This window comes from Thermococcus litoralis DSM 5473 (assembly GCF_000246985.2).
Lineage (GTDB): Archaea > Methanobacteriota_B > Thermococci > Thermococcales > Thermococcaceae > Thermococcus_A > Thermococcus_A litoralis.
In genome coordinates this window covers 267,598-294,431 of the sequence record NC_022084.1, presented here as the reverse complement: position 1 = coordinate 294,431, position 26,834 = coordinate 267,598, and the positions used below count along the sequence as shown (strand labels likewise).

Sequence of the window (26,834 nt, the reverse complement as noted above, 5' to 3'; positions counted from 1 at the left end):
CGTATCTTGGTTAAGACATGAACATCTTCATCCCCCTTGTACTGGGCGTCTTTGTAGGTTATCTGCTCAGAGGTAGAATAAAGTCTAGCATGGACAAGCCGATGAATATTGCTTTGCTGTTTTTGATATTTTTCATGGGTGTCGAAGCGGGCAGAGTGGAAGTAGATGCCCTCCAGCTTCTCATTTTTTCCCTCGTTTTTGCCTCTTTTACAATACTCGGAAGCCTTTTCATAGCTCTGCTGGGGGTGAGGGAGTGAGTTTTCTCTATCTGGTAATCTCATCCCTCCTCCTTGGCATGCTCGTTGGAAGGTACACGAGCTTAGAGTTTGGCAACCTCTACGAGCTCATGCTCTATCTTCTCATATTTATTATAGGCATCGACATTGGAAAGAGCAAGGGATTAAGAGAAGAGCTTAAACGACTTGGCAAAATGGCTATTTTACTTCCTGCATCAACTGTTTTGGGATCATTGATCGGCGGTTTAGCTGCATCTCTCCTTTTGAAGGTTCCCCTCAAATGGGGATTAGCTATTTCTGCCGGTTTTGGATGGTACTCTCTCACAGGTCCTCTCTTGGCAACTTATTCTCCGATATATGGAGTAATTGGATTTCTGGCAAACTTAACAAGGGAAATTCTAACGATCATCTTCTATCCCCTGGCAGTAAAGAAGGTTTCAAAAGAGAAGGCGATAGTCATGGGAGGCGCAACTACCATGGATACAACCCTTCCATTGATGGCAAAATTTGGGGGAACGGAAATAACCCTTCTTGCTTTTGTACATGGGTTTATTTTAACGGCAATAGCGCCTTTTTTGATTCCTCTAATCCTTCAGCTTTTGTAGTGCTCTAGGAGCTTTTCAAGCATCTTTTTGTGCTGTTCTTTGTTGTTTTTGATGTCCTTTGCGATTCCCTTTAGCACTGGGTGCTTGGCCTTCTCCGAAAGTTTCTCATAGTTCATTATGAGGGCTTCCTTGTTCTTTATGTATTCCCTTAACTTCTCTTTAATCTCTTCCATGAGCTCCGCTGGTACTATGGGCTCCCCTGGGAATTCTCCGAAATACTCCTCTAAAATTTCATCTGTGGGGATTTTAGTGCCAATAGCGTTTACTTCCCTTGGAAGAATTATTGTTGGCACTCCCGGGAAGAGGACTGCTGTTCCCAGTTCTACTTCTTCCTCTGGTGTGTACTCTCTCACAAGCTCTTCAACTTCCCGATAAGCCTTTTCCAGAGCTTCGGAGATGTGCTTGTGCAGTGTTTCGTCTATGGTCAGCTTTAGGAGAAAGTTTCTCAGATCCGCATATTCTGGATCTTTGAGCTTTTTAAGGAGTTTTTTGTAGCTCTCGAGTTCTTTTTCCTCCAGCCCTTTAATCTCATGAAGGAGCTCTTCCAGCGTCATTGCCCCTCACCCCGATTTTTAGTAACATTTTGTATTTAAAAATTTTTCTGAGCTTCCAAAAACGTTTTAAAGGGTTCTATGTTAGGGGTTCTCGGACTGTCATGGGTTCATGCTCGGGGGTGTCCGTAAAGGAACCTACCGGGCGTGTTAGGGAGGTGGAAAGATGAAATACCCAAAGCAGATAAGGACATACTGCCCGTTTTGTAAGAAGCACACAGTTCACAAGGTAGAAAGAGTGAAGAAGAGACCTAGGAGTGAGCTTAGCGCAGGCCAAAGAAGATTCAGGAGAATCCTTAAGGGTTACAAAGGTTTCCCAAGGCCAAACCCAAGTGGAAGGGAAAAGCCAGTAAAGAAGCTTGACCTTAGGTTTAGGTGCACAGAGTGCGGAAAGGCACACACAAGAGGCGAAGGATTTAGAGTAAAGAAGTTTGAACTTGTGTGAGGTGAGAAAAGATGGCAATGCCCAAGAACCTCATTCCAATGCCAAGATCAAGGTTCCTCAGAGTTAAGTGCATTGACTGTGGAAACGAGCAAATAGTTTTCAGCCACCCAGCCACGAAAGTGCGCTGTTTAGTTTGCGGTTCAACTCTCGTCGAACCAGCTGGTGGAAAGGGGATCATAAAGGCAAAGATTCTCGAAGTTCTTGAATGATCTCTCTTATTTTTCTCCAAAACCTTAAAAAACCTCATACAACTACCTTTATTAGGTAAAATTTTGGGAGATGGTGAAAATGCCGAGGAGAGCTAGAGAATTTCCTGAGGAAGGAGAGTTTGTTGTGGCTACCGTTAAGAGCATCCACCATTACGGTGCGTTCTTGACACTTGACGAGTATCCCGGAAAGGAAGGTTTCATGCACATAAGCGAAGTTGCTCCGACTTTTGTGAGAAACATTAGGGATTACCTTAAAGAAGGCCAGAAGATTGTGGCAAAGGTTATACGCGTTGATCCAAGTAAGGGTCATATAGATTTAAGCCTCAAAAGGGTCAAGCAACAGGAGAGGAAGGCAAAGCTTCAGGAGTTCAAGAGGGCTCAAAAAGCAGAGAACCTCTTAAAGATGGCGGCTGAAAAACTCGGCAAGGACTTTGAGACAGCTTGGAGAGAGGTTTGGGTGCCGCTTGAGGAAGAATACGGAGAGGTTTATGCGGCATTTGAAGACGCCGCTCAAAATGGCATTGAAGGTCTTAAAGGTCTTATTCCAGATGAGTGGTTACCGGTTCTTGAGGAGATAATAAAGAACTACGTTGAAATTCCAACCGTCACAATAGATGCGGAGTTTGAAATAAGTGTGCCGACTCCTAACGGTATTGAAATCATAAAAGAAGCCCTTATAAGAGCCAGAGACAGGGCGAATGAAGAGCAGGGAATAGAGGTTAAGTTTAGTTATCTCGGTGCACCGAGGTACAGGATAGATATCACCGCTCCGGACTACTATAAAGCCGAAGAAGTGCTAGAGAAGATAGCCTCGGAGATACTTCAGGTCATAAAACAAGCCGGTGGGGAGGCCTCTCTCATAAGGAAGGAAAAGAAGATAAGGAAGATAAAGAGGAGAGAGGCATGAGGTTCAGAATTAAAAAATGTCCAAAATGTGGCAGATACACACTAAAGGATATTTGTCCGGTTTGTGGAGAAAAAACTAAATCAGCTCATCCTCCTAAGTTTTCCCCGGAGGATCCGTACGGGGAATATAGGAGGAGACTTAAGAGGGAACTACTTGGTATTGGTGTGAAAAAATGAAGGAAACGATGATAGTTGTTTATGAAAAGCCCGACATATACGACCCGGTCTTTATTGAAGGTCTCCCGGGAATTGGTTTAGTTGGTAAGCTGGCTGCAGAGCATTTAATTCAAGAACTTAAGGCAAAGAAATTCGCTGAGCTTTACTCTCCTCACTTCATGCATCAAGTCATAGTGAAAAAAGATTCGACAGTGGATTTGATGAGAAACGAGTTCTATTACTGGAAGAGTCCCGATGATGAGCACAGAGATTTGATAATAATCACAGGAGACACTCAAGTACCTCCAACCGACAGCTATGGACACTTTGAAGTTGTTGGAAAGATGCTCGACTTTGTAGAGCAGTTTGGAACGAGGGAGATAATTACCATGGGCGGTTATCAAGTTCCAGAGCTTGAAGGGGAGCCAAGGGTTTTAGCCTCTTTCACCGATTTGGAAACAAAGGAGAAATACAAACACCTACCCGTTGTGTTTAGGGAAGACGAAGGAGGAGCAATAGTTGGAGCAGCAGGTTTGCTCTTGGGCATAGGAAAGCTCAGGGGAATGAGGGGAGCATGCTTCCTTGGAGAAAGCCTTGGTTACATAGTGGATGCGAAAGCTGCCAAAGCAGTTCTAAGCGTCGTTGCACAGGTTCTCAATTTAGATATAGACATGAGTGCTCTCGATGAGAGGGCAAAAGAAACTGAAGAGATCCTTAGAAAGGTCCAAGAAATGCAGAGGGCAATGTTTGAGCAGCAACTTCCACAACCAGGCCATGAGGAAGAAGATAGAGGCTACCTTTGATTTTTCCTTTTCTTTTGAGGTGCTTTTATGATAACTGATGCTGATCTGCACATCCACTCCCGCTACTCCAAGGCGGTCTCAAAGTTAATGACCTTCCCTATTTTAGCAGAAAACGCAAAGCTCAAGGGTCTCGGAATTGTGGGCACTGGAGATATTCTAAATCCTCAATGGGAGAAGGAGCTTTTAAAAGCTGCTCAAAAAGTTGATGAGGGAAGTTATGAAATAAAAGGTGCGAGGTTTCTCCTTACGGCTGAAGTTGAGGATAACAGAAGAGTTCATCATCTCCTGATTTTTCCCTCTATTGACGCGGTAAGAGAGATGCGTGAAAGGCTCAACCCCTACTCAAAGGATATTGAAACCGAAGGAAGACCGCATGCAAATTTAAGTCCCGCTGAAATAGCGGATTTAGCAAATGAGCTTGACGTTTTGATAGGTCCCGCGCATTGTGTACCTCCCGATACACTCTTGATCTTAAGGAAGGGCATCACAAAAATCAGCGATGTCAAAGAGGGAGATGAAGTGCTAACCCATAATGGAAGATTTAGACGGATAGCGAGGGTCTATAAAAGGAAACATACTGGCAACATTTTGAAAATTAAAGTTAGATACATTCCAGAGCCGATAATCGTAACGCCCGAGCACCCAATTTATGCAATCAAAACAAGTCCTGCATGCCACGGAGTCCGAGGGATATGCAAACCCACATGTAAGAGGCAGTTTTCAATGAAGAAGAGGGGAAGGAACTGCAAAAGATATTATTCAACTTATAAACCCGAATGGGTTATGGCAAAGGATCTAAAAATCGGTGACGTTGTCCTTTTCCCTGTTTTGAAAGAGATTAGGGATATCAAAAGAATTTCCCTTAAGGAATTTATAGATAGTGTTGCCTCAAACAAGTGGAAAAAGGACACCCCCGAAGAAATAGAAGTCTCAAAAGAATTTTGCAGATTAGTAGGGTACTTCTTGGCCGAAGGTAGTTGCTTTAGGGATGGGATAACCTTCTCATTGAGTGAAGAGGAAACTGATGTTATAGACGATATAACTACATTGCTAAAGGAAATCTTCGGAGTCAAGCCGAGTATTAGAAATGACAAGCGAGGAAAAGGATACGAATTAAAAGTTTACAGCAGAGTTCTGAGAAATTTCTTTGGAGAAATGTTTTACATTAAAGGCAAAGAAAAGAGGGCATGGAACAAGCAACTGCCGCATGAATTTCTATATCTCCCACCAGAAAAACAATTTGAGATATTTGTGGGATGGTGGAAAGGGGATGGTGGAGTAACTACCTCAAGGATCCTGATGAACCAAATGAACATTATAGCGATGAGGAATGGCTTTATTTCAACTTTTAGCAGACACAAAGTCAAAAGTGCTAAAATTGGTAAAAGAAATGCCAAAACTACTCATGACAGATGGCAAGCAAGGATAAGTACATTTAACGATGAAATTGAAAACATGCTGAAGAAAAGAGGAATAACCAAACTCCCAAAAGGGGACATTAGATATGGGTGGTTTGATGGAGTCTACTTCTACTTGCCAATTATCAGAATTGAAAAGGAACCATATGATGGTATCGTGTACAACCTCGAAGTTGAAGAAGATTCAAGTTATGTAACTGAATCTGGAACACTTCACAATTGCTTCACACCTTGGACAGCTCTCTACAAGGAGTACAACAGCCTTAAAGAGGCATATGGCGACGCTAAGGTTCACTTCCTTGAGCTCGGCCTTTCTGCCGATTCTTATATGGCCGACAGGATAAAGGCTCATCACAAGCTTACCTATTTAAGCAACTCCGACGCTCATTCTCCAATGCCCCATAGACTTGGTAGGGAGTTTAACCGCTTTGAGATTGAGGATGCGACGTTTGATGAGGTTAGAAAGGCTATCTTAAAGCGGGGAGGGAGGAAGATAATCCTCAACGCCGGACTTGATCCAAGGTTGGGCAAGTATCACCTAACAGCCTGCTCAAAGTGCTACACCAAATACAGGCTCGAAGACGCGAAGAGATTAAACTGGAGATGTGAGCTTTGCGGGGGAATTATAAAGAAGGGAGTTCATGATAGGATTCTTGAGCTTGCCGATACAAACGAAAAGCCAAAGGACAGACCTCCTTACCTCCATTTGGCTCCCCTTGCGGAGATAATAGCCATGGTTCTCAACAAAGGTGTTGAAACCAAAGCCGTCAAAAGTGTATGGGAAAGGCTGCTTAGGGAGTTCGGCAGTGAAATTGCCGTTTTGGTCGATGTTCCGATAAAAAGTATAGCCAAGCTGATTGGAGAAGAAATAACCAAGGCAATCTGGGCGTTCAGGAATGAAAAGCTTATCGTAATTCCCGGTGGAGGAGGCAAATACGGAGAAATTAAGCTTCCGGAAGAGGTAAAGAAAGCTAAGCTTGAAGATATTGAGGGTATAGAAATAAAACATGAAGATGTCTACTACAAACCAAAACAGAGCTCGATTTTGAGCTTCTTGAAGAAAGCCTAAAAACACCTGCCCTCTGCGTTTAGCCTTTTTACAACTCTTTTGCAGGCTTCTCTGAGCTTTCTCGCGTTCTCTTCTGGAACTCCATCATAAGTGAATTCCCATGTGCCCAATTCAATACCGGCAGTATATTTGACCTTTCCGTTGTCCCTTAGGATTGGGTAGAACTCGATGTGCAGGTGGTAGAAGGGGTATTTCCCTTTAAACGGTGCCTGGAAGATCATCATCGTGTAGGGCATGTCTCTCTCTAAGACTTCATTTAGGCTTCCAGTAACAACTTGAAGCACATCGGCTAAATCTCTCGTCTCTTTGCTGTTAAGCTGAGTTAAATACTGAACATGCCTCTTTGGATACACATGGATTTCAAAAGGCCAGCTGGCGAAGAAGGGCATGAACGCAATGAAGCTTTCGTTTTCATAGATAGCTCTCTCTCCTTTAGCCTCTTCTTCAAGTATTCTACAAAATAGACATTCTCCAAAACGGTGGTAGTAGTTCCTTGAGTTTTCGATTTTCAATCTAGCCTTGAGCGGGATAAAGGGAAACGCATAGAGCTGACCGTGAGGGTGAGTTAGGCTAACCCCTATCTCTTCCCCTTTGTTGCGAAAGATTGCGAGATAAGCCACTCTGGGGTTTTCCATGAGCTTGGCAGTTGCCTCTTTCCACAGCTCTACGACTTTTATCATCTGCTCCTTCGGAAGCTCGTCGAGATCCCTCAGTTCGTGTTCGGGGGTTTCTACTATAACACTGCACTGCCCGATGGCTCTAGCTTTTGTGTAAAATTCCTCCTGCTCCGGCTTTGGAGCATCAAAAGACAGCATGGGGAATCTATTCGGTAAAAGAAGAACCTCCCAGCCGTAACCCGTCTCTTCACTTCCAGGACAGAAAGGACAAAAGTCTCTAGGCCTCCAAGGGCGGTTCCTCCTAACGGCGGAAACCATTATCCACTGCCCGGTTAAAGGGTTAAACCTCAGCTCTCTCATTTGATCACCACCGATAATTTAGGTTCGGCTTAATATTTGGAGTCATGATAAAAGATTTATACTTAAGTGCATTTAAATGTTCGGTGCTGTCCAATGTTCCCGGAGAAGTTTTTGTTTGGGACTTCTACTGCCGCTCACCAGGTTGAAGGCGATAATAGGTGGAACGACTGGTGGTATTATGAGGAGATAGGCAAGCTTCCCTATAAATCCGGTAAAGCCTGCAACCACTGGGGGCTTTACAGGGAGGATATAGAGCTAATGGCCCAGCTCGGCTACAACGCCTACCGCTTTTCGATAGAGTGGAGCCGTCTCTTCCCGGAAGAGGGGAAGTTCAACGAGGATGCCTTCAACCGCTACCGGGAGATCATTGAGCTCCTGCTTGAGAAGGGGATCACACCAAACGTTACCCTGCATCACTTCACGTCACCCCTGTGGTTTATGCGGAAGGGAGGCTTTTTGAAGGAAGAGAATCTCAAATACTGGGAGAAGTACGTTGATAAAGCCGCAGAGCTCCTCAAGGGAGTCAAGCTTGTAGCTACATTCAACGAGCCGATGGTTTATGTCATGATGGGTTACCTCACGGCATACTGGCCGCCCTTCGTCAAGAGCCCCTTTAAGGCCTTCAAAGTTGCTGCAAACCTCCTTAAGGCCCATGCAATGGCATATGATATCCTCCATGGTAACTTTGATGTAGGAATAGTTAAAAACATCCCCATAATGCTCCCTGCAAGCAACAGAGAGAAAGACATAAAGGCTGCTCAAAAGGCAGATAACCTCTTTAACTGGAACTTTCTTGATGCAATATGGAGCGGAAAATATAAAGGAGCTTTTGGAACTTACAAAACTCCAGAAAGCGATGTGGACTTCATAGGAATAAACTACTATACAGCCAGCGAGGTAAGGCATAGCTGGAATCCGCTAAAGTTTTTCTTCGATGCTAAGCTTGCAGACTTAAGCGAGAGAAAAACAGATATGGGTTGGAGTGTCTATCCAAAGGGCATATACGAAGCTATAGCAAAGGTTTCACGCTACGGAAAGCCAATGTACATCACGGAAAACGGGATAGCTACCTTAGAGGATGAGTGGAGGATAGAATTTATCATTCAGCACCTCCAGTACGTTCACAAAGCCTTAAACGATGGTTTTGACTTGAGAGGCTACTTCTATTGGTCTTTTATGGACAATTATGAGTGGGCTGAGGGTTTTAGACCACGCTTTGGGCTGGTCGAGGTGGACTACACGACCTTTGAGAGGAGACCGAGAAAGAGCGGTTACGTATATGGAGAGATTGCAAGGGAAAAGAAAATAAAAGACGAACTGCTGGCAAAGTATGGGCTTCCGGAGCTATGACGTCCCTTTTACGAGCTCCTCTGCCCTCTTCTTTAGTATTTCCTTTACTGCTTCTCTGTCCTCGGGATAGCTTTTTCTTATCCAGAGCCATACTAACGCACAGGGTATCCAAAATAGTGCCCCAATTAGAAGTGTATACTCATACGCTAGTGCATCTGAGTAGCCCATGCTCCTAAGAGTTTCTATCAAAAATCCACCAAACAAAGGTCCAGTTGCTTTCCCAACGTTGTCCAAGATATTAAAAAGGCCAAACACAGTGCCTCTGTCTTCTGGAAGATTAACTTGAGACACTATCGCCCTAACGTTTGGTCCTGCATAGGAAACAAACTGAATAAAGGCGAGGGAGTAGAGGGTTAAACCCATCCAGTGAATTGAAGTTAATTTGCTCGGAAGGGGGTAAATGATAAGGCCTATAGCAGCTATCATTCCAATGAAAATTGCCAAACCGGTAATTACAGCCCTTCCGCCCTTCTGCCTTGCCTCAAAGTAATCCCCCACAAACCCGCCTAACAGACTTCCTATGACGCTTGAGATGCCAACTATGAGGAGGACAAACGTAGCGGTGCTTTTCTCCATGCTCCTCGTTACAATGAAGAAAGAGATAAGCCAGTACATTATGACTCCCCACGGTACTGTCCCTATTATGCCCTGAAGGAAAATTAGGATGTTTGTCTTGGTCTTGAGGGACTTTTTGAGTGCTTCCTTATTCAACCGGTAAGTGTATTCATAGCCCCTCTCCAGCACTTCTCTGAGCTCCTTTTCTCCCTCCCCTCTTTTGGGTTCCTCTGCTACGAAGTAGAAGAGCGGTGCGAGGATAAAGTTTGGAACCGCGGCGATTATAAATGGAGTCCTCCAGCTCACTATTAAACCTGCTATTATCATTCCGAAGAGCGTCCCAAAACCAAAGGCAGTTTCTATATAGGAGTATCCTCTTCCCCTCTTTTCCTCCTCAAACATGTCTGCTATTAGAGAGTAACCTATGGGAATTATCGAGCCTATACCTATCCCCGTAAGAAAGCGCATTGCCAAGAGCTGCCAGTAGCTGGTAACGTAAGCCGTTAGGAAGCATGGGATTTCTCCAAGGAGAACCCCTACCACGAGAAGCTTCTTTCTGCTTTTTATATCAGAGAGCATGCCCCATAAGATAGTGATCAATGCACTCGTTGCAACAAAAATAGTCGAAACAAGGCCCATTTGAGTCTCGCTTATACCAAATTCTGCCATTATCTGCTGATAGTTTGGAGGAAGAAGGTTCTGATCGGCCATCAAAAAAGCTGCCATCAATACAAGCAGTGCAATCGAAACCCTTCTTCTAAGGTTCCCCATTTTCACCCCTCCAATCGTTGTATATCGCCCGGAAGGCGTCGAGCCTCCTCTCAGGGAGGGGCTCCCACCCACGGGCATCACTGTTTTCAGCCAAAAAGGCGAGTTCGCCCCTCATATTGTAGGACAGCATGTTTAGCCTTGCGTTCCCCTCATCCTCCGTCCATATCCTCAAGCTCTTATCTGGTGCCCAGCTTGAAGTCCGTAAGTAGAGCTCCCTTCCACTGTGCTTCAGCTCTGAGGGAAGGCACAGTTCCGAGTTGAGCTCCTCTATAACCTCTAACAATCCCTCAACACTCATTCTGTAGCCTGCAATGTCCCTATAGCCAATGAACTCTATGTCTGTGCCGTATAGGAGAATGTTGTCCTTGTCCTCTATCCAGCTTGCCACTTTCTTAGGGTTCATAAGGGGAAGCCTTCCGATGCCGAGCATTACAGCAGTGTTCACGGACACCCAAACGGGTACGGCTTCGATGTTTTTGACTGCCTTTAGCGTTACCTTACCTTCAAAAACGAGCTTTATCGCCTTCCTAAGCTCCCTGAGACCAAGGAGATAGTTGATGTACCTAAAGCGCTTTTCCCTCTGGGCCTTTATGAGATGCGGATAGAGCGGTTTAATTGGCTTTATCGCCGAGTTGAGGTGAGCTGAGAAAAGCATCGCCTCCCCGTCGGCGAAGAGATACTCATAGCCGTTGTCCTTCAGTATGGCAGGGATTATCGGGTCATAGGCGAGTTCCGGCAGCCAGAAACCCTTAGGGGAGACCTCGAAGAGCTCTTCCTTAACTTCCCTATCTCCCTGAACTTGTGCTTCTACTCTGTTAAGCGGCAGGAGGGGGAGTATTGCGTGCGTGTAGCTCGTTCCAATTATCTCAATCAAGTTATTCGCGATACCCTCCTTAACGAGGTCTATGATCTCCTTCGGGAGGAGCTTTAAGGTATAGCCCGTTATGTTGAGCCCAAAGGGAATTTCTTCTTTAATCAGCGTCCCAATAGTTGGAGTGTATGCCTTCTCTATGACCTTTGGGATTTCACTCTTTGGAATTTCGGCATACTGAAGGTTGCCGTGAAAGACGAGCGCCCTCAACTATCCCACCCCATCAGATGGCTCTACGATGAAGTACTTAGCCTTCCACGGGAACTTCTTTCCATACTCCTCAAGGACTGCTTTTCCAACCTCCTCCGCCTTTTCCTTGTCAACGAGGGCTATTGCCGAGCCTCCAAAGCCTGCTCCTGTTAACCTTGCCCCATAAGCTCCAAGTTCCCTGGCTTTTCTTACGAAGAAGTCCAGCTCCTCTGAGCTCACTCCGTAGTTTCTTGCAATGTCCCAGTGGGCCCTGGTTAATATTTCCCCGACCTCTTCAATATTCCCGTTCTTCAGGGCGTCCCTTACTTCGAGGACACGCCGATTTTCCCTAACGATATAGCCAAAGAACTTCCGGTAAAGGGAGGGGAGCTTAATAAGTTCACTTTCATCAACGTCTTTTGAAGTTCTTTTTCCAAGAAAACGAAGTGATTCCTCTGCGATTTTCCTTCTTTCCGCGTATGCTGAAGAGGCAAGTTCTCTTTTAACTCCCGTGTAGAACACCAGCACCGAAACGTCGCTGGGGAACGGTATGTACCCGTAGCTTAGTGTGTCTGTATCCAAAAATATTGCGTGTCCCTTCTTTCCAAAAGCTATTGCAAACTGGTCAAGAATTCCACAGGGCACACCTACAAATTCGTTTTCCGCTTTTTTGGCAAACAATGCCATTTCGAGACGAGAAAGGTTGAGGGAATATGCCTTGTCTAGAAAAGCCATAACCGCAAGTTCCAGGCTTGCTGAAGAACTTAATCCGGCTCCAATTGGTAAGTTGCCTAGTATTTTCCCTTTAATTCCTCCTATATTGTACCCTTCCGACTTTAGAACCCAATAAACTCCTTTTACGTAGTCTATCCATGTGTTCTCCTTGTAAAGCTGATCCAAGCTGAAGAATTTCTCCTCTCTAAAGTGTTCTGAATAAAGAGTCACCACTTCCGCTTTTTCTCCCTCCAAAATTGTGTAGAGGTTTATTGCCATCGGCATTACGTAGCCGAAGGTATAGTCGGTGTGCTCGCCTATTAAGTTCACCCTGCCAGGGGATTCGACCCTTATCATAACCATCTTTAAAAATTTGAGCCCTTAGGGTATAAATTTCTTTCCCTAAGACTTTTTAACCTGCATGTCTCACTATCAAAGGGGATCACGGTGGAGCGCGAGATAATAGAGCTCTTCATGAAATACTTCAAGAATCAAGGGGAGCTACCTTTGGGAGATGACACTGGAGCACTAAAGCTCGGTGGTGAGTGGCTCATAGCAACAAACGACATGCTGGTGAAAAGCACAGACGTTCCGGAGATAATGACGCCCGAGCAGGTTGGCTTTAAAGTCTTCACCATGAACGTGAGCGATGTTGCCGCTATGGGAGGTAAACCGATAGGGTTCCTCTTCTCCCTTGGAGTGCCCAGAGATATTGATATGGAGTATCTTGAGGCCATTGCAAAGGGGATCGCTAAGGCTTCTGACTTCTACAGCACGCCCATAATAAGTGCCGATACTAACGAAGCATGCGATCTCATAATAGACGGGATAGCCCTTGGAGAGACCAAAAGGTTGCTCACGAGAAGCGGAGCAAAGGAGGGAGATTTGGTCTGCGTTACCGGTGACATTGGAAGGGCTCTAGCGGGGCTTAAAGTCTACTTTGATAACCTTGGAGTTAGTCCAAAAACAAGGAAAGCTCTCTATGAGAAGCTCCTTGAGCCCAAGGCGAGGCTCAGAGAGGGGCAAATTCTGTCGAACTATGCAAACGCCGCAATAGACATAAGCGACGGCATGAGCAAGGAGCTCCATTTGATAGCGGAGATGAGCAAAGTGAGGATAACCATCTATGCCGAAAAGCTCCCAATAAGGAAGGAAGTTTTTGAGGTTGCAGAGCTCTTGGGAGTTGACCCTATTAACCTTGCACTGGCAAGTGGAGAGGAGTTTGAGCTCATCTTTACTATCCCCGAGGAACACCTCGAAAAGCTCGACTTTGAGTTTTCCATAATTGGAGAGGTTGAAAAGGGAGAGGGCGTTTACCTGCAGAGAGATGGAAAACTTGAGAGGATGCCCCTTTTGGGATGGGAGCACTTGGCAAAGCCTTAAAATTCAAACCTGTAGGTTAGAGCTGGCCATCTCGGCAGGTATTTCGCAACCTTAATGTATCCCGGCACGAAAACTTCTTCTCTTCCATTTTCTATTGCCTTTATTATGGCATCGGCAACCTGCTCCGGTGAGATAGCTCCCTTCGGAGTTTTGTCCCAGAAAGGCGTGGCAACCTGCTTTGGATATACCCTTATGACCTTTATTCCATTTTCCCGGAGCTCTTCGCTAAGTGTAAGTGATAAGTAGTGAAGGGCGGCTTTTGCGGCACCGTAGGCTGGAATTTCAGGAGTTCTAACAAAGGCAACTCCACTCAACACCATTACAACCTTCGAACCGCTTTGCATAAGGGGTAGCAGTTCTTTAGTCATTAAAACCGGGCTTATTGTTAAAACTCTAAACAGCTTTTGAAGTTCTTCTTCACCGTGCTCCAGAAGGGGCTTTTTTACAGCAAACCCGGCGTTGTTGATGAGGAGGTCAACCTTATCCACCCCCAGCCTCTCAAGGGCTTTCTTGACCTCTCTTTCTGCGCCATTCTGGGCTAAATCTTGGACTACATATTCAAAAGAGTCGCCGAATCTAGCTTTAAGCTCCTCCAGTGCTTCTCTGCTTCTCGCTATCCCCACAACTTGGTAGCCCTTTTTGATTAACCTCTCGACCAAAAGACGGCCGATGCCTCTTGATGCTCCCGTAACTACAGCCAGCATCCTGTTCACCGTCTAATCTTTTTTGGCTAGCCATTGGATATAAGTCTAACTAAAACGGCTTTGGCAAAATTAATAACTTTTGCTTTCCAACTATCTTTGATGCCTATGAAGAGGATAAAGTTCAGGTTTCTCAATTCTTCGGATGTGTTCTCGGACTTTAAATGGTTTATAGAGGCGATTGACTGGGCATACGGGGACACGCACTTCATGGTCGGTGACGAAATCATAAAGCTCGCGGAATTGAAGTTCAAAGAAAAAGTTAACCCCCAAGATATCATGAATCGAATGAGGAACCTTCCCTATGTAGAGGACGTCAAGCTGATACCCCTAAAAAACGGCCATTACTACCTGTACACACGTGCAAAACTCCCAAGACACCCTAACGCAGAAGAAGCCTTTGACATACTTGAGCTCCAGAAAAGAGGCTTTTTAATATTTGAGAAGGGCACGATGACTCGCGAGGAGAGTTTTCTCTACGTCGTGTGTGAGGAGAACCTGGTTCCTGAAGTCATATCGGCCATTAAGAGAATCTATAACGCAGAGGTCGCCAGCATAGAAGATTACACGCCAAAGGAGGGCATATTCTCAAAGCTCACAGAAAAACAACTAAAAACCCTGCTGGTGGCCTACAAGAGCGGCTACTTCGACAATCCAAGGAGGATAACCCTCCGAGAACTGGCGCAAATACTCGGCCTAAGTCCATCAACCGTGAAGGAGCACTTAAGGAAAGCGGAGAGGAAAATCCTTGAGGAGCTTATAGGCTAATTTACCGAAATACTTAAATCTGTTTTTCAGTAATTATCTACAGGTGAGACTTATGGGAAAGATCAAAACCAGCATTTATATAGACGATGAACTATGGTGGGAGCTCAAAAAAGATGCTGCGGAAGAGAAAAAAGATCTAAGTAAGCTTCTTGAAGAGATTATTTCTGAGGGCCTTTTATTGGATATTGAAAGTGCTTTGGAAAAGATGTTGGAAAAATTCGAGAAAAAAATTGAGTTTGAACCAGTCCCTGCCAGGGGTTCTATAAGTGAACTTGTTAGGAGGATGAGGGATGAGCGAGAAGACAGTCTACTTGGACAGTAGCGCGATAATAAAGCGCTACATAAAAGAAGAAAACAGCGAAAAAATAGTGGGGCTGTACACTAGGGCATATCAAGGTGAAATTAAGCTAGCCTTTAGTTTGTGGAATATAGGAGAAGTTTTGGGGGTATTGGATAGAGCAAAAAGAATAAAGCGAATTAATGAGGAGGCTCATGAATTAGTTAGAGCCAGATTTCTTTCTGAAGTCCTTAGGATGAAGAGACTTGGGATATTAAAGATAATTCCGATCTATGGCTCAATTCTAACAAATTGTTGGGGCCTTTTGGAGAAATGTCATATTTATCAAGCAGATGCTATCCAAATTGAGTCTGCAAAAAGAGTGAAGGCTTCTGAATTTTATACCGCGGATAAAAAAATTACATCAGATAGCACTTTCAGAAAGTTTGAATTCATTTCTGGTTTAGTGATGCATGTTTTTGAGACATAAAATAGAAACGGATTGGGTTAAAAGGAGAGTGAACTTATGAAAAAGAACGTATGGGAAGAGTTCTTCAACAGGGAGGCACCTCACTACCTCGATGAGCCTTTTACAAAGAATACAAAGGAGGAAATTGAATTCATAATGCGGGAGTTTAGGCTCCCTAAAGGAGCAAAGATTCTTGATGTTGGCTGTGGTGTGGGGAGACACTCCTTAGAACTCGCAAAGAGAGGGTACAAAGTCACTGGAATAGACATCTCCGAGGGCATGCTTAGGGAAGCTATGAAGAAAGCAGAGGAAGAAGACGTGCAGGTTGAGTTCATCAAGGCCGATGCTACAAAGTTTAAGAGGGAAAACGAGTTTGATGCTGCCATTTGCCTTTGTGAAGGTGCATTCTCGCTTCTTGGTTTAAGTGATGACCCAATAGAGCACGACCTTGCAATACTTCGGAATGTCTACGACTCGCTGAAGCCGGGAGGGAAGTTCTTGCTGACGGCCCTGAGTGCCCTTGGGAGGGTAAAGGGAGCGACTAATGAAGATATAGAGAAGGGCATATTCGACCCAAATTCAATGACTTTCTTCGAGGAGATTGAAGCCCCTGATGGGACAAAGTTCCCCATAAGGGAGCGCGTTTATGTGCCTACGGAGCTGTACTTGATGTTTAAGATGGCCGGTTTCAACGTCCTCGGCATCTGGGGCGGCACTGCCGGAAGGTGGGGGAAGAGGAAGGTTGACTTTGACGATATTGAGATAATGGTGCTAGCTGAAAAGCAGGGGTGATTTGTAAGGTATCGTAAGGTATTCTTGTTTTCAGATCCTTTATCTCATCCATTTTCTTGCTATGACCGCAACAATGAGTGCCATGAAGACGGCACCTGTGAATGCTTCGAGGGCGCTTAGTGCTTTAAGCCAGCCCGTTGGATGCATGTCGCCGTAGCCAAGGGTTGTGAATGTGACGAGAGAGTAGTAGAAGGCGTTGGCAAAGCGAACGAGGTAATTGGATGTTTGAGGGAACCCCTCAATGAAGTTGCTCCAGATGGTGTAAGGAATAGCATTCCCGATAATCACAAGCAATGAAATTCCTAACAAGCGAATCCAGTTTGTCCCGTATTCTGAGGGTAAGTCTCCAAGAAGCCATTCAAAGAAATTATGGGTATAAGCTTTGAGCTTTTCAAACTTCGTTTGCGCATTTTTGAGACGGGCTTTTCGTTTAGCCCGCATTTCGAGGACAAACATTTTGTCTGCGTTTTCTTTATCACCAAGTCGCTCGTATATAATGCGTTGCATTTTGGCAATTTCTGCGAGTGGTTGAGGATGGCAAAAACGTTTAATACACATCTTAAATGAGTTATTTACGGTTATGTCTTTCCAACATTCTTTATCTACGCAGTTTTCATCCAACAAAGAGTTTATATCTGAAGAGTTAGGTTCAATAAACATCGCTCTATCCGTAATTACAGCTCCATCGAAAGATATGTAGGTGAGGACTCGAACTCTCGTAAAGTACAACTCATTAAATTTTGCACCTTTAAAATTAGCCTCGTTAAATTTAGTCCACCCTTCGTAGATAGTTAAAAGCTCCCCAGGATACACTATTGTCTCATCAGTAAAGTATGCTTTTTTGAATTGTGCTCTCGCAAAGTTTGCTTTGTTGAACTTGCTTTCCATGAAGTGAGCTATGTTAAATTTTGAATCTTCAAAAATAGCTTCTTCAAAGACTGCCCAATTGAAGTCTGCAATATTGAACTGTGCCCACATAAAATCAGCATATTTAAATTCCGCATTCTCAAAAATTCCTCGATTAAACTGTGCACCCATGAATCTAGCAACACTAAATTTTGCTCTTTCAAATAGTGCTTCCTTTTCGAATTTTGAGTATCGAAAGCTTATAAAGTTCTCAATTGGAATCATGCTTTGCAGGTCTTTATAGATCATGTCAACGTCTAGAGTTTTAAAAGAGTCAATTTCCACATCAGGAACCTGATCGCTTCCAAAACTTTGAAAAAGCTCTATATCCTTCAACTCGAGACTACTTTGAATATATGCTTGTTCGAAATTTGAATAGCTAAACCATACATTTTCCTTAAATACTGCCCACTCAAAAGAGAAAATTTCATCTAATGTATTCCCCTCTGGATCAGAATATTTAATTAGTTCGTTTGGAATCCGCGGAAACACGAACCCTCTAGCATCAACCAGTTCCTCAAAAACTAACCTCTTTACCTTTTGTCCATGAACTTCAATCTCTTCGACTCTTGGCTTAAATCTCTCCAAAAACTTCCTGTAGAACTCTCTCGCCTCTTCCTCACTCTTGTTCGGCTTATGAAAAATACAGTACTTCTGGTTAGCAGTATCTGGGTCACAGTTACCGAAGTGCGCCATCTTGCACATGAATGTATCTTTATGTGAACTTTCCTAAAAACTTTCCGCACCCGCACATGTGCGGGGTTAACTATAACTACTTCAAAGCCCTATTTTAAATTGGTGAAAACATGCCTGTGATTGAGGTTAAGAATGTTAGAAAGTATTACGGCGATGTTAGGGGTGTTGAGAACCTCAGCTTCGAGGTTGAGGAAGGGGAAATCTACGGTTTTCTGGGGCCAAACGGGGCCGGAAAAACCACAACCGTCAAAATTCTCGTCAAGATAATAAAGGACTATACTGGAGAAGTTAAGGTTTTTGGCAAAGACCTTAGGAGGTGGGGCAAGGAGTACTACAACAAAATCGGCGTTTCCTTCGAGTTTCCAGCTGTTTACTCCCGCTTAACGGCCCTCGAAAACCTTGAGTTCTTCGCGAGCTTCTACAAGAAGCACCTCGACCCGATGGAAGTCCTCAAGATGGTGGGACTTGATAAAGAGGCAGACCAACTCGTTGCCGGCTTCTCCAAGGGCATGAAGAAAAAACTTGATTTGGCAAGGGCTCTACTTCCCGATCCAGATATACTCTTCCTCGACGAACCGCTTGAGGGCCTTGATCCAGCGAGCGCGAGGAAGTTCAAAGACTTATTCCTTGAGATGAGGGAGAACGGAAAGACGATTTTCCTCACCACACACAACATGTATGTTGCCGATGAACTCTGCGACAGGGTTGCCTTCATCGTTGACGGCTCCGTAAGGCTAGTGGACAACCCGGGCGAGCTCAAGGTGAAGATGGGTAAAAAACTCGTTAAGGTGGAATACGTTGTTAATGGTGATGTCGCTGTGAAGGAGTTCCCGCTCGAGGGCATCGGCCGGAACGAGGAGTTCCTTAGGATTATCAGAGAGCACGAGATAAGGAGAATCAACACGGAGGAGCCGACCTTAGAGGAGATATTCCTCAAGGTGACGGGGAGGCGGCTCGTATGATGAAGAACCTGCTGAAAACAAGCGTAATCGTCGGATCAAGGAGCTACGTCTACCCTATATACGTGCTGATAGGCCTCGCCTACGGCCTGATGCTCCTGGCGTTTCCAGAGCAGTACCTCCCTACAATGGTGCCCATATTCCTCCTCTTCGAGCCGGGGCTCGTTGGATTTATGTTCGTTGGAACGGAGATATTCGCGGAGAAGAAGGATGGCGCAATAAGCGCCCTCGCAGTGACGCCGATAGAGTGGAGGAGCTACATTCTAGCTAAGACTGTCATAATGAGCGTTCTCTCGATAATTGGGGCAGTGCTAATAATGGCTATTGGCACGCGCTCCCTCGACGGGCTTCCCTACGTCATCACTGGGGTCTTCCTGTGCTCGGTGGTTTACACACTCCTCGGCATAGGGATAGCGGCAAAGTACCACGATCTTGATGATTACTTCGTGCCAATAATGGCCGTCCTGGTGGTTTCCCTGCTCCCCTTCGCCCACTACCACGGCTACTTCACAAACGAAATATGGAAAGTCCTCTACATTGTTCCCAGCTATCCAGCCCTCTACTTCTTCAAAGCACCATTTGTAGAGGTCTCAAGGGATACCTTGGCGCTTTCAGGGGTAGCTTTGCTTCTCTGGTTGGCTATAGCTTACTACATCGCTAAAATCAGGTTCTACAAGTACGCTGTGGAGGGATTGAGATGAGTTTTGTGAAGAAGTTTGGAGCTATTTACAAGACCGACCTCAAGCTCCTGAGGAGGGACCCGATGCTCCTGTACAGCGTTGCTATGACTCTCGTGATCCTCCTCATCATCCGCTACTTCAAAGACCGCATCGGGATTTATTATTCCCTCTTGGCTCTCTTAGGCTTGATATTCATACCCATGATATTCGGCATGATACCTGGCTTCATGATGGCCGACGAGAAGGAAGACAAAACTATTCAAGCCCTCCAAGTTATCCCCATCTCAAGCGAGGCCTTTTTGGCATATAGGCTAACTTGGGCTTCAATAGTAGTGGCTGTATTTACTTTCGTTGCCCCCTATATACTCGACATAGAAATACCTCAAAAGGGCATTCTAGCTCTGATGACTCTCTTCCTCTTCGAGGTGTGGATCTACGGGCTGCTCATCACGGTGTTCTCGGAGTCAAGGATGCAGGCTTTAACAGTAAGCAAAGTCATTGGCTGGTTCCTAATGCTCCCACCGGTGATAAAGCTCGTCGTCGTATGGAGAAACCTCTCAACGGACTGGAGTAAGTTCACTGCTTTCCTCCCAACTTACTGGCTCTACAAGGTCTTTGAAGGAATCCCACTTAACGACTACAGCAATTTCCCAATAGCTCTTGCGGTGCATCTGGCGTGGCTGATACCTCTGGTAGTGCTGTTTAGGAAGAGAGTGGTGTAGATCTTACCAAAAGTCCAATAAGCTGCTCTATTCTCTCTTTTATTTAGCCTGTTTTTGAACCAAAAGCTTAAACTATAGTAAGTGCTATTTTAGAATGGTGGTTTTATGAGAGAGGCTATGTATTGGGAGCCCTTAGAGGGCAACAGGGTGAGATGTTACTTATGTCCCTTGAACTGTCTCATAGATGAAGGACAGAGGGGTTCCTGCAGGGTTAGGAAGAACATTGGTGGTAAGCTTTACACCCTCAATTATGGGAAGGTATCTTCTATGGCTGCCGATCCGATTGAAAAGAAGCCGCTCTTTCACTTCTATCCAGGCTCCTGTGCATTCTCTATAGGCACAGTTGGGTGTAACATGCACTGCATCCACTGCCAGAACTGGGAGATAAGCCAGGCTGATGAGACTTTCCCCTACTTGGAGGATGTCACTTCGGAGGCTATAGTGAGGCTGGCCAAACATTATGGATGCGAGAGCATAGCTTACACATACAACGAGCCAACGATATGGTATGAATTCGTTCTCGAAACTTCAAAGATCGCCAAAAGAGAAGGCCTCAAGAACATTCTCGTGACGAACGGCTACATAAACGAGGAACCCTTTAGGGAGTTAGCTCCTTATATAGATGCCATGAACATTGACATAAAGGCATTCAAAGATGAGTTTTACAGAAAGATCTCGAAGGTGCCAAGTTTGGAGCCGAGCAAGAGAACTGCAGTTATAGCCAAGAAGGAGTTTGGGATTCACGTTGAGCTTACATACCTCATAATACCAACGCTAAACGACAGTGAAGATGAGATAAGGGCTTTTGCGAGATGGGTGGTTGAAGAGCTAGGTGATGATACACCAGTACACTTCTCACGCTTTTTCCCCCATTATAAGCTCCTCACGTTGCCTCCAACGCCAGTTGAGACCATTGAAAAGGCTTATCGCATAGCTAAGGAGGAGGGGTTGAAATTTGTGTATACCGGGAATATCCCGGGCCATGATGGAGAAAACACATACTGCCCAAAGTGTGGAAAACCTTTAATAGTCAGGTGGGGCTTTACGATAGAGGAGTACCACATAAAGGATGGAAAGTGTGAATACTGTGGTGAACCAATACCGATAATTGGCGAATATAAAAAAAGACATTACAGAGGAATGTGGTGGTAATATGGCAACAATGAGGGTTAGATTTTATATAGAGGCGCTTTCAAACCATAAGAAAGCTTTGGAAAGGGCTGTCGAAGAGATCGTAAAGTCCCTAAAGAATGAAACCAATGTAAAGGTTGAGAACATAAGAGCCGAGGATATCCTTGAAAATCCTGAAGAGGAGATGCTCAAATACTCAAGCATGGTTGAGGCAGAACTGGAGGGTTCTTTTGAAGAAATAGTGAAAGCCACCATGAAATATGCCCCCGCAATAGTTGAAGTTGTATCCCCTGCCAAAATTGAAATAGAAGGTAAAGACCTTATGAAAATCCTTGGGGAGGTTTCTTTATTCATGGGCAAGCTCATGGAGAAGTTTGGAGGTCTTGTAGCGTATCCTCCGCTTGATGAGATTCCAAAGCCAAGAATAGGTTACAGTAGGGAAGAGATTGAAGAGATGATAATTGACGGCAAAGAGATTCTCTACCGATTCGTTATAGAAACGTATGGGAAAAACAAGGAAGTCGTGGAGGAGACCATGCTGAAGGCCTTCGCATATGAGGGCTGTAAGATAAACAAAATCCTTGTAAAAGTGCAGGAGGAGGGGGAGGAGAGAATATACGCCCTTGTTGCGAGTGAGCTAGTATCACCTTTTGAGGTTCTCTTCCAGCTTACGGCAAAATATGCACCGGTTGCAATATCGATAATCGAGCCAGAGATAGTTGACATCTCTGCAACGGAGCTTCAAAATGCTCTCACAGACCTTGGAGGTTTTGTCCACGAACTCATCCACAGACCGCTTAAGAAAAAGCTCATAGAAAAGGACACCTTCAAATTCAGGCTCTCTTGATCCTTTAATTTATCGAAGGGGAAAAGTTTATAAGCAGAGATCATTATTGCTGGTAGAGAATCTATTGTCATCTTCAACTTTTGTTGAGATATTATCGGCAAAAGGCGAATTGGGTGTAGGCATTAGGTAAATGCCACTTTTGGCCATTGAGGGAAAAATACGGCTTTTCTAATCGTTAGAAAGGGTCTGAAAGCGAAAAGTATATAAACCCTAAGCTACATATAGCTACTGAAGAATACCATAGTTGGGGGTTTAGCCCCCACAAGGTATCGGAGGTGTGAAGACATGAAGGTAAGAAAAATCGCGGCCCTTGCTGTTGGTGCCGCAATGGTTGGAGCAACCCTTGGGTATGCAAGCGCCCAATCAGAGCTTCCAGGAAAGGAATTCTTTGTTAAGGATGGAATGCCAAACGTTAAAATCGTAGTTGGAAGCAACGCTGCTGCTATGGACGTTGTGAGTGCAGCAGATGTAGCTGTAGCGCTCGGTACGCTCCTCTACACCGAGAAAGAGGTCGAAGCAGGGGCAACGGCAGTTGTTGTTAAGGAGGACACTGCCCCTGACCCAGAGGACATCCCACTCTACTCAAGCTTTGTTGAAGACTCAGACGATGAGTACGATGAAGTTACTGCTCAAAAATACAGTGAGTTACCAGGAAACAGATGGTGGAACGGCTCATTTGCCGATGACGACAGCGCTCTCAGCGATGCATACTACTCAGCAGAGTTTGATGAGCTATTCAGTGTAGATGCGGATGGAGAACACGACATCCTTGAATTGGAGAACACCGACTATTACTCAACGTTCTTTGACGAGTACGATACGGACATACAGCCATTTGGTGATACAATTACCGGCATACAGCTCGCAGACGTTGAGTCAATAGAGCTCGGCGACAGTGAAAGCGGAACCTACGGTGAAGACACACCATTTGAGACAGAACTCGAGCTTGAGGAAGCAAAAATAGTTGACTACCTCATTAACATAAAGCAAATCGGTCTTTACAAGTTCGATGAAGATGACGAGGATTATCTAAACGACGATGATAAAACAATCCCACCAAAGAGTGTTAAGCTGATAGTTCCAGAAGAAGGTCTTGAAGTGTACATAGACTTCACAATAGAGGTTTATGACGAAGCAGATACAGATGACTTCGGCTTTGAGAGCCACAGCTACTACTACGACGACCTATCAACTGATGATGTAGAGGACGACAGCTTTTATGAGGGACTTCAAGAAGGGGATGCATTCACACTCTTCGGAGAGAAGTATGAGATACTATCCATTAATGGTACCGAGGGTGAAATTGAAATCGGTAAGGACTGGGGAACTGAGTGGATTAAAGTAAACCAGGTTCTGGAATTCAACGGCTACAAAATTGAAGCAGTCGACCTTTCAATTAACGAAGAGAGAGCACTGTTTAGGGTTACAACCCCTGATGGAGACACAGAACTCGTAAGCGTTGACGTGGGAGAATCCGACGAAGTAGACGACCTAAGAATTGAACTTGAAACAGTGTTTGTTGGTATCGAGGGCTCAACGATAGCTGAGATAAGCATTCAGACAGATGTGGGCACTATAGAAGATGGGGACGAGGACTTCCTCGATGGATGGAAAGTGGACCTCATATTCAATGATGATGGGGACAGACTGCTTGGTATAAAGCTCACAAACACAGACGACCTCGTTGGTTCAACAATAAACCTCTTTGACAGATATGTGCTCAAGTATGAATTCGAAAGTGAGACAAAGGAAAACCCAGAGGATGAAGAGAACTACTATGCCGCGAGGGCATATATAGCAGTGGATCCAAAAGAACCACAATATGAGACTAAGGAAGTTAAGATCGGAGAGGAACTTGATGACTACATCATTGACAGCGTTAAGACCGAGAAAGTCAAGACCGTCGAGGTCAACAAGATTGCAGAATCAATCACAGTGCTTGACACTGAGGTTGACGTCAACGCAGTCGACAGCAACCTCATCCTCGTCGGTGGACCAGTTGCGAACGCAATCACCAAGTACCTCGTTGAACAGGGAATGTTCGATTGGGAGAACAGAGACGGGGACCTTAACTACTTAGAGGATGTCTTTGGCGAGTATGACGTCCTTATTGTTGCTGGTGAAGACAGGTACGCCACAAGAGACGCAGCCAAGGAGCTCATGGAGTACTTGGCTGGCCTCTGAAGCCTTTTCCTTCTTTTTTAATTAACTTTTCTTGGGGGTTTTGAAATTGAATAAAAAGATACTGGCAGTTTTGTTATCCATTGTTCTCATTGCCGCTTCTCTCGGAGTTGTCTTCTATGGGTATTTGAATTGGGAAAAAGCAATCACTCCAAAAGGAGACCCTCTGGATAAGGTTTTGGTTAAAGTTCCTTATAGCGGGAGACAGTATAAGGTTCTTCTCGAAAGTTATATAAGTGGTGATCCCTTTTTGGAGTTGAATCTTACTTTGAGAAGCAATGTTTATGATGATCTTACGATAGTTGTTGGCGATCCAATCTTTAGGAACTGTGACGTTTCACAATACGGGCAGATGTGTGTTTTGAGGAGCAAAACTGCCTCTGAGCTTTCGGTAACTGTATCACCAATATTCACGGCCGCGAGATACTGGTACTACATCCACAATGGTTATAATGAAACAGAAGCCCTTGCAAGGGCTCAGGCGGATAAGGATAAAATTCACACAACAACTCTCGCTTTTGCCCAAAAGGCCAAGCTCGGCCTTGGATTAATGGGGAACAAAAAACACCTCGTGATAATACTAAAGGGCCCTGTTGAGGGGGCAAAGACGAACAGAATTTACGTCCCGAGGGAAGGAGTGCTGATAATTGAGGCTACAAGCGAACAAACCCTCTTCATTGAAGTCTTGGCACTGAAAACAATAATTGCATCACAGGCAACAGGAGAGAGCAGTTAAACTTCTATAGCTCTTTTGTACATTTCTCTTTTCTCATGCTCCACAATTTCTAAAAACTCCTCCTTGCTTTTGAACGGTCTTTTTGCAAGGATCTTTGCAACTTTTTTCTTTCCAATTCCAGGCAGATAGCTCAAAACCTTTGAGCTCTCCCTGTTCACGTTTATAGGAATCGGTATTCCAGTTATGCTCCTAAAGCCGTGATCAACAATTAAAACATCATAAAACCTGTTCAGTTCAATTTTCTTTGGAATTCCGACTATCAGGGGATAGCTCCCTATCTGCCTGCCGTATGTTAGGCCGTTATCAAACACCTCCGCCCTAACATCCCTCAAAATCGTTCCCACTGGTAATAATCTTTTAAGCATAGGGTAGTCTATTTCGTGCCTTATCTTGTACTTGTAGTGCTTTATGAGGGCTTTGTGCTTTTCGGTCTTTACCTTATCCCTCATATGCCACAAAGGTGTCCCTGGAAAGACAACGACCTGCCTTATGTTTATCCTCCTCACCAACAGCCCATCGTCGAGGATTTTCTTTAAGAACTCATAGGTAAGCTCGTAAGTCTTCTTGGTTTCTCCAGGAAGGCCGAAGAGGATGTTTATTCCTGGTAAAAGCCAGGGCATTCCGTTGTAGCCCCTTTTGGCACCAACTTCATTCAAAATCCTAACCGCTTCGTAGGTTTCCTCCGCTGTGGAGTTCAGGTTGTTGAGCCTTGCAACCTTTGGGTCGGCCGTTTCAAGCCCAAAGGCAACGACGTTGCCAGGTGTGCCGTATTTTATAAGCGTCTTTGCAATTTTAATGCTTTCCTCAGGATAATTTGCTATAACCGCTGGGTTGGCATTGTCTACATGCAAGGTCTTCACATCCGGTGCAACTACTCTAATTCCCTTGAAGAGCTTCTCAAGGGCTTCTGGGTTTGGAATCGGAACCCTGCCGTTCGGCTTAGCCATGTATGAAAAGATACAGCTCTGCCTCCCTATCCTAAAGTGCCTTACTCCCAGGTTATAGAGCACTTCAACTTCCTTAACGATGTCTTCAATAGGTCGGTCTTCTATTGATTTGTATCTAACCGGCTCTGTACAGAAAGAACAACCTCCTATGCCTGCAGCTTTGGGGCATCCTCTCTGGGTTTCGATTTCCACTATAACAAAATCCGGATAATCGGGAAATTGCTTCACGACTTCGGCACCTAAGAGTGCGTAGTCCCTTAATTCCAAATAGTCCCTAAAGCGAAATGGATTTGCGTCCTTGGGGTTTGTGAAGAAGTCATAAAGAAAAGCTTCCAAGTCACTGTAAACGATGTGGTCAAAAATTGCATGGGCAAGGGTTAGTCCCCTTGAGCTTATCTTTGTACCACCTTCATGGGCTGAGCCCATAAAAGCCGGCCCGCCGAGGATTTTAATGCCCTTGAAGGGTTTTATAAACTTTGCAACCTCTTCCACTTGAGAAGGAACCGCAGAAAGGTATTTTCCTGGGGTGTGTAGTCCACCGATGTATATAATCACATCAGCCTTCTCAAGAATCTCTTTTGTTTTATACACGTTGGGAGTTTTGTTTTTGGTTTTTATCCCTTGCTCGCCTTCAAAAGTAAAGCGGAGGTCATCTATCGTGAGGTAAAAAATTCTCGCATCTTTTCTGGCTTTTTTATTGCACCATAGGCGTATCTTGGGTAGATCCCCAAATATGGAGGCACTCCAAGCCCCGCTGGTTCGTCGGTGTAGCCATCAACTATCGCAACTATCATGTGTGGGGATTTTGGTTAGA

General features: G+C 44.8%; 28 protein-coding genes and 3 pseudogenes. 23 read left to right on the top strand and 8 right to left on the bottom strand.

Annotated features, from left to right (window positions below):
* Positions 1-17 precede the first annotated feature (17 nt).
* Entirely contained in the window at positions 18-257 is a 240-nt protein-coding gene (locus OCC_RS01565) for a hypothetical protein (protein WP_004069075.1), read from the top strand.
* Positions 254-841, top strand: a complete 588-nt coding sequence (locus OCC_RS01560) for a lysine exporter LysO family protein (protein WP_004069076.1) — start codon at positions 254-256, stop codon at positions 839-841. Before OCC_RS01565 ends, OCC_RS01560 begins: the two co-directional genes overlap by 4 nt.
* Here the strand turns inward: OCC_RS01560 and OCC_RS01555 are convergent.
* Positions 829-1,395, bottom strand: coding sequence for a hypothetical protein (locus tag OCC_RS01555; RefSeq protein WP_004069079.1), 567 nt, complete (start codon positions 1,393-1,395; stop codon positions 829-831). The genes OCC_RS01560 and OCC_RS01555 overlap by 13 nt on opposite strands.
* A gap of 163 nt (positions 1,396-1,558) precedes the next feature.
* On the opposite strand from OCC_RS01555, the gene OCC_RS01550 reads away from it, so the two are divergent.
* From OCC_RS01550 to OCC_RS12680, 8 genes and pseudogenes are all read left to right on the top strand, one after another.
* Entirely contained in the window at positions 1,559-1,837 is a 279-nt protein-coding gene (locus OCC_RS01550) for a 50S ribosomal protein L44e (protein WP_004069081.1), read from the top strand.
* A gap of 17 nt (positions 1,838-1,854) precedes the next feature.
* Positions 1,855-2,046, top strand: a complete 192-nt coding sequence (locus OCC_RS01545) for a 30S ribosomal protein S27e (RefSeq protein WP_171814846.1) — start codon at positions 1,855-1,857, stop codon at positions 2,044-2,046.
* A gap of 79 nt (positions 2,047-2,125) precedes the next feature.
* Positions 2,126-2,953 carry a translation initiation factor IF-2 subunit alpha gene (locus OCC_RS01540; protein ID WP_004069085.1) on the top strand — a complete coding sequence of 276 codons (828 nt, stop codon included), beginning with the start codon at positions 2,126-2,128 and terminating at the stop codon, positions 2,951-2,953.
* Positions 2,950-3,129, top strand: a complete 180-nt coding sequence (locus tag OCC_RS01535; protein ID WP_004069087.1) for an RNA-protein complex protein Nop10 — start codon at positions 2,950-2,952, stop codon at positions 3,127-3,129. The genes OCC_RS01540 and OCC_RS01535 overlap by 4 nt, the downstream gene beginning before the upstream one ends.
* Complete coding sequence (locus OCC_RS01530) at positions 3,126-3,911, top strand: proteasome assembly chaperone family protein (RefSeq protein WP_004069088.1); 786 nt, start codon at positions 3,126-3,128, stop codon at positions 3,909-3,911. The genes OCC_RS01535 and OCC_RS01530 overlap by 4 nt, the downstream gene beginning before the upstream one ends.
* A gap of 27 nt (positions 3,912-3,938) precedes the next feature.
* Positions 3,939-4,379: pseudogene (locus OCC_RS12690) on the top strand (TIGR00375 family protein); the annotation flags it as partial.
* Positions 4,377-5,051 (top strand): annotated as a pseudogene (locus OCC_RS12750) (LAGLIDADG family homing endonuclease); the annotation flags it as partial. The pseudogenes OCC_RS12690 and OCC_RS12750, both read left to right, overlap by 3 nt.
* A gap of 15 nt (positions 5,052-5,066) precedes the next feature.
* Complete coding sequence (locus OCC_RS12680; RefSeq protein WP_202950630.1) at positions 5,067-6,398, top strand: TIGR00375 family protein; 1,332 nt, start codon at positions 5,067-5,069, stop codon at positions 6,396-6,398.
* On the opposite strand, the gene galT is transcribed toward OCC_RS12680, so the two are convergent.
* Complete coding sequence (gene galT, locus OCC_RS01520) at positions 6,395-7,375, bottom strand: galactose-1-phosphate uridylyltransferase (protein ID WP_004069092.1); 981 nt, start codon at positions 7,373-7,375, stop codon at positions 6,395-6,397. The two genes, OCC_RS12680 and galT, sit on opposite strands and share 4 nt — an antisense overlap.
* A gap of 93 nt (positions 7,376-7,468) precedes the next feature.
* Between galT and OCC_RS01515 the strand changes: the two genes are divergently transcribed.
* Positions 7,469-8,725, top strand: coding sequence for a glycoside hydrolase family 1 protein (locus tag OCC_RS01515; protein WP_004069094.1), 1,257 nt, complete (start codon positions 7,469-7,471; stop codon positions 8,723-8,725).
* Here the strand turns inward: OCC_RS01515 and OCC_RS01510 are convergent.
* From OCC_RS01510 to OCC_RS01500, 3 genes are read right to left on the bottom strand one after another with little or no spacing between them, the layout of a single operon-like run.
* Complete coding sequence (locus OCC_RS01510) at positions 8,720-10,051, bottom strand: MFS transporter (protein WP_004069096.1); 1,332 nt, start codon at positions 10,049-10,051, stop codon at positions 8,720-8,722. The two genes, OCC_RS01515 and OCC_RS01510, sit on opposite strands and share 6 nt — an antisense overlap.
* Complete coding sequence (locus OCC_RS01505) at positions 10,038-11,132, bottom strand: glycoside hydrolase family 57 protein (RefSeq protein ID WP_004069098.1); 1,095 nt, start codon at positions 11,130-11,132, stop codon at positions 10,038-10,040. The genes OCC_RS01510 and OCC_RS01505 overlap by 14 nt, the downstream gene beginning before the upstream one ends.
* Positions 11,133-12,188, bottom strand: coding sequence for a galactokinase (locus OCC_RS01500; RefSeq protein ID WP_171814827.1), 1,056 nt, complete (start codon positions 12,186-12,188; stop codon positions 11,133-11,135).
* Between the two features lie 84 nt (positions 12,189-12,272).
* Here OCC_RS01500 and OCC_RS01495 point away from each other — a divergent pair, with 84 nt between their 5' ends.
* Complete coding sequence (locus tag OCC_RS01495; RefSeq protein WP_004069103.1) at positions 12,273-13,208, top strand: thiamine-phosphate kinase; 936 nt, start codon at positions 12,273-12,275, stop codon at positions 13,206-13,208.
* On the opposite strand, the gene OCC_RS01490 is transcribed toward OCC_RS01495, so the two are convergent.
* Positions 13,205-13,912 carry an SDR family NAD(P)-dependent oxidoreductase gene (locus OCC_RS01490; RefSeq protein WP_004069104.1) on the bottom strand — a complete coding sequence of 236 codons (708 nt, stop codon included), beginning with the start codon at positions 13,910-13,912 and terminating at the stop codon, positions 13,205-13,207. The two genes, OCC_RS01495 and OCC_RS01490, sit on opposite strands and share 4 nt — an antisense overlap.
* 99 nt (positions 13,913-14,011) lie before the next feature.
* On the opposite strand from OCC_RS01490, the gene OCC_RS01485 reads away from it, so the two are divergent.
* From OCC_RS01485 to OCC_RS01470, 4 genes are read left to right on the top strand one after another with little or no spacing between them, the layout of a single operon-like run.
* On the top strand, positions 14,012-14,677 hold the full coding sequence (locus tag OCC_RS01485) for a helix-turn-helix domain-containing protein (protein ID WP_238565070.1): 666 nt from the start codon (positions 14,012-14,014) through the stop codon (positions 14,675-14,677).
* 52 nt (positions 14,678-14,729) lie between these two features.
* On the top strand, positions 14,730-14,999 hold the full coding sequence (locus tag OCC_RS01480) for a hypothetical protein (protein ID WP_004069107.1): 270 nt from the start codon (positions 14,730-14,732) through the stop codon (positions 14,997-14,999).
* On the top strand, positions 14,968-15,444 hold the full coding sequence (locus OCC_RS01475; RefSeq protein WP_004069109.1) for a type II toxin-antitoxin system VapC family toxin: 477 nt from the start codon (positions 14,968-14,970) through the stop codon (positions 15,442-15,444). Before OCC_RS01480 ends, OCC_RS01475 begins: the two co-directional genes overlap by 32 nt.
* A gap of 36 nt (positions 15,445-15,480) precedes the next feature.
* Positions 15,481-16,215: a class I SAM-dependent methyltransferase gene (locus OCC_RS01470; RefSeq protein ID WP_004069111.1), complete on the top strand. Its 735-nt coding sequence runs from the start codon at positions 15,481-15,483 to the stop codon at positions 16,213-16,215.
* 39 nt (positions 16,216-16,254) lie between these two features.
* Here OCC_RS01470 and OCC_RS01465 read toward each other — a convergent pair whose 3' ends face one another.
* On the bottom strand, positions 16,255-17,826 hold the full coding sequence (locus OCC_RS01465) for an ion channel (RefSeq protein ID WP_020953594.1): 1,572 nt from the start codon (positions 17,824-17,826) through the stop codon (positions 16,255-16,257).
* A gap of 101 nt (positions 17,827-17,927) precedes the next feature.
* Between OCC_RS01465 and OCC_RS01460 the strand changes: the two genes are divergently transcribed.
* The 7 genes from OCC_RS01460 to OCC_RS01430 all read left to right on the top strand — a co-directional run bounded on the left by OCC_RS01460 (position 17,928) and on the right by OCC_RS01430 (position 25,073).
* Complete coding sequence (locus tag OCC_RS01460; protein ID WP_004069115.1) at positions 17,928-18,779, top strand: ABC transporter ATP-binding protein; 852 nt, start codon at positions 17,928-17,930, stop codon at positions 18,777-18,779.
* Entirely contained in the window at positions 18,776-19,477 is a 702-nt protein-coding gene (locus OCC_RS01455) for a fluoroquinolone export ABC transporter permease subunit (RefSeq protein WP_004069116.1), read from the top strand. The genes OCC_RS01460 and OCC_RS01455 overlap by 4 nt, the downstream gene beginning before the upstream one ends.
* Positions 19,474-20,178: an ABC transporter permease gene (locus OCC_RS01450; protein ID WP_004069118.1), complete on the top strand. Its 705-nt coding sequence runs from the start codon at positions 19,474-19,476 to the stop codon at positions 20,176-20,178. Before OCC_RS01455 ends, OCC_RS01450 begins: the two co-directional genes overlap by 4 nt.
* Positions 20,179-20,283: 105 nt before the next feature.
* On the top strand, positions 20,284-21,330 hold the full coding sequence (gene amrS / locus OCC_RS01445; RefSeq protein WP_004069120.1) for an AmmeMemoRadiSam system radical SAM enzyme: 1,047 nt from the start codon (positions 20,284-20,286) through the stop codon (positions 21,328-21,330).
* Between the two features lies 1 nt (position 21,331).
* Positions 21,332-22,156 carry a hypothetical protein gene (locus OCC_RS01440; RefSeq protein WP_004069124.1) on the top strand — a complete coding sequence of 275 codons (825 nt, stop codon included), beginning with the start codon at positions 21,332-21,334 and terminating at the stop codon, positions 22,154-22,156.
* A 285-nt stretch (positions 22,157-22,441) separates the two neighbouring features.
* Entirely contained in the window at positions 22,442-24,340 is a 1,899-nt protein-coding gene (locus tag OCC_RS01435) for an S-layer protein (protein WP_004069126.1), read from the top strand.
* Between the two features lie 46 nt (positions 24,341-24,386).
* Positions 24,387-25,073, top strand: coding sequence for a hypothetical protein (locus tag OCC_RS01430; RefSeq protein ID WP_004069127.1), 687 nt, complete (start codon positions 24,387-24,389; stop codon positions 25,071-25,073).
* Here the strand turns inward: OCC_RS01430 and OCC_RS01425 are convergent.
* A pseudogene (locus tag OCC_RS01425) lies at positions 25,070-26,814 on the bottom strand (radical SAM protein). The gene OCC_RS01430 and the pseudogene OCC_RS01425 overlap by 4 nt on opposite strands.
* Positions 26,815-26,834: the final 20 nt, after the last annotated feature.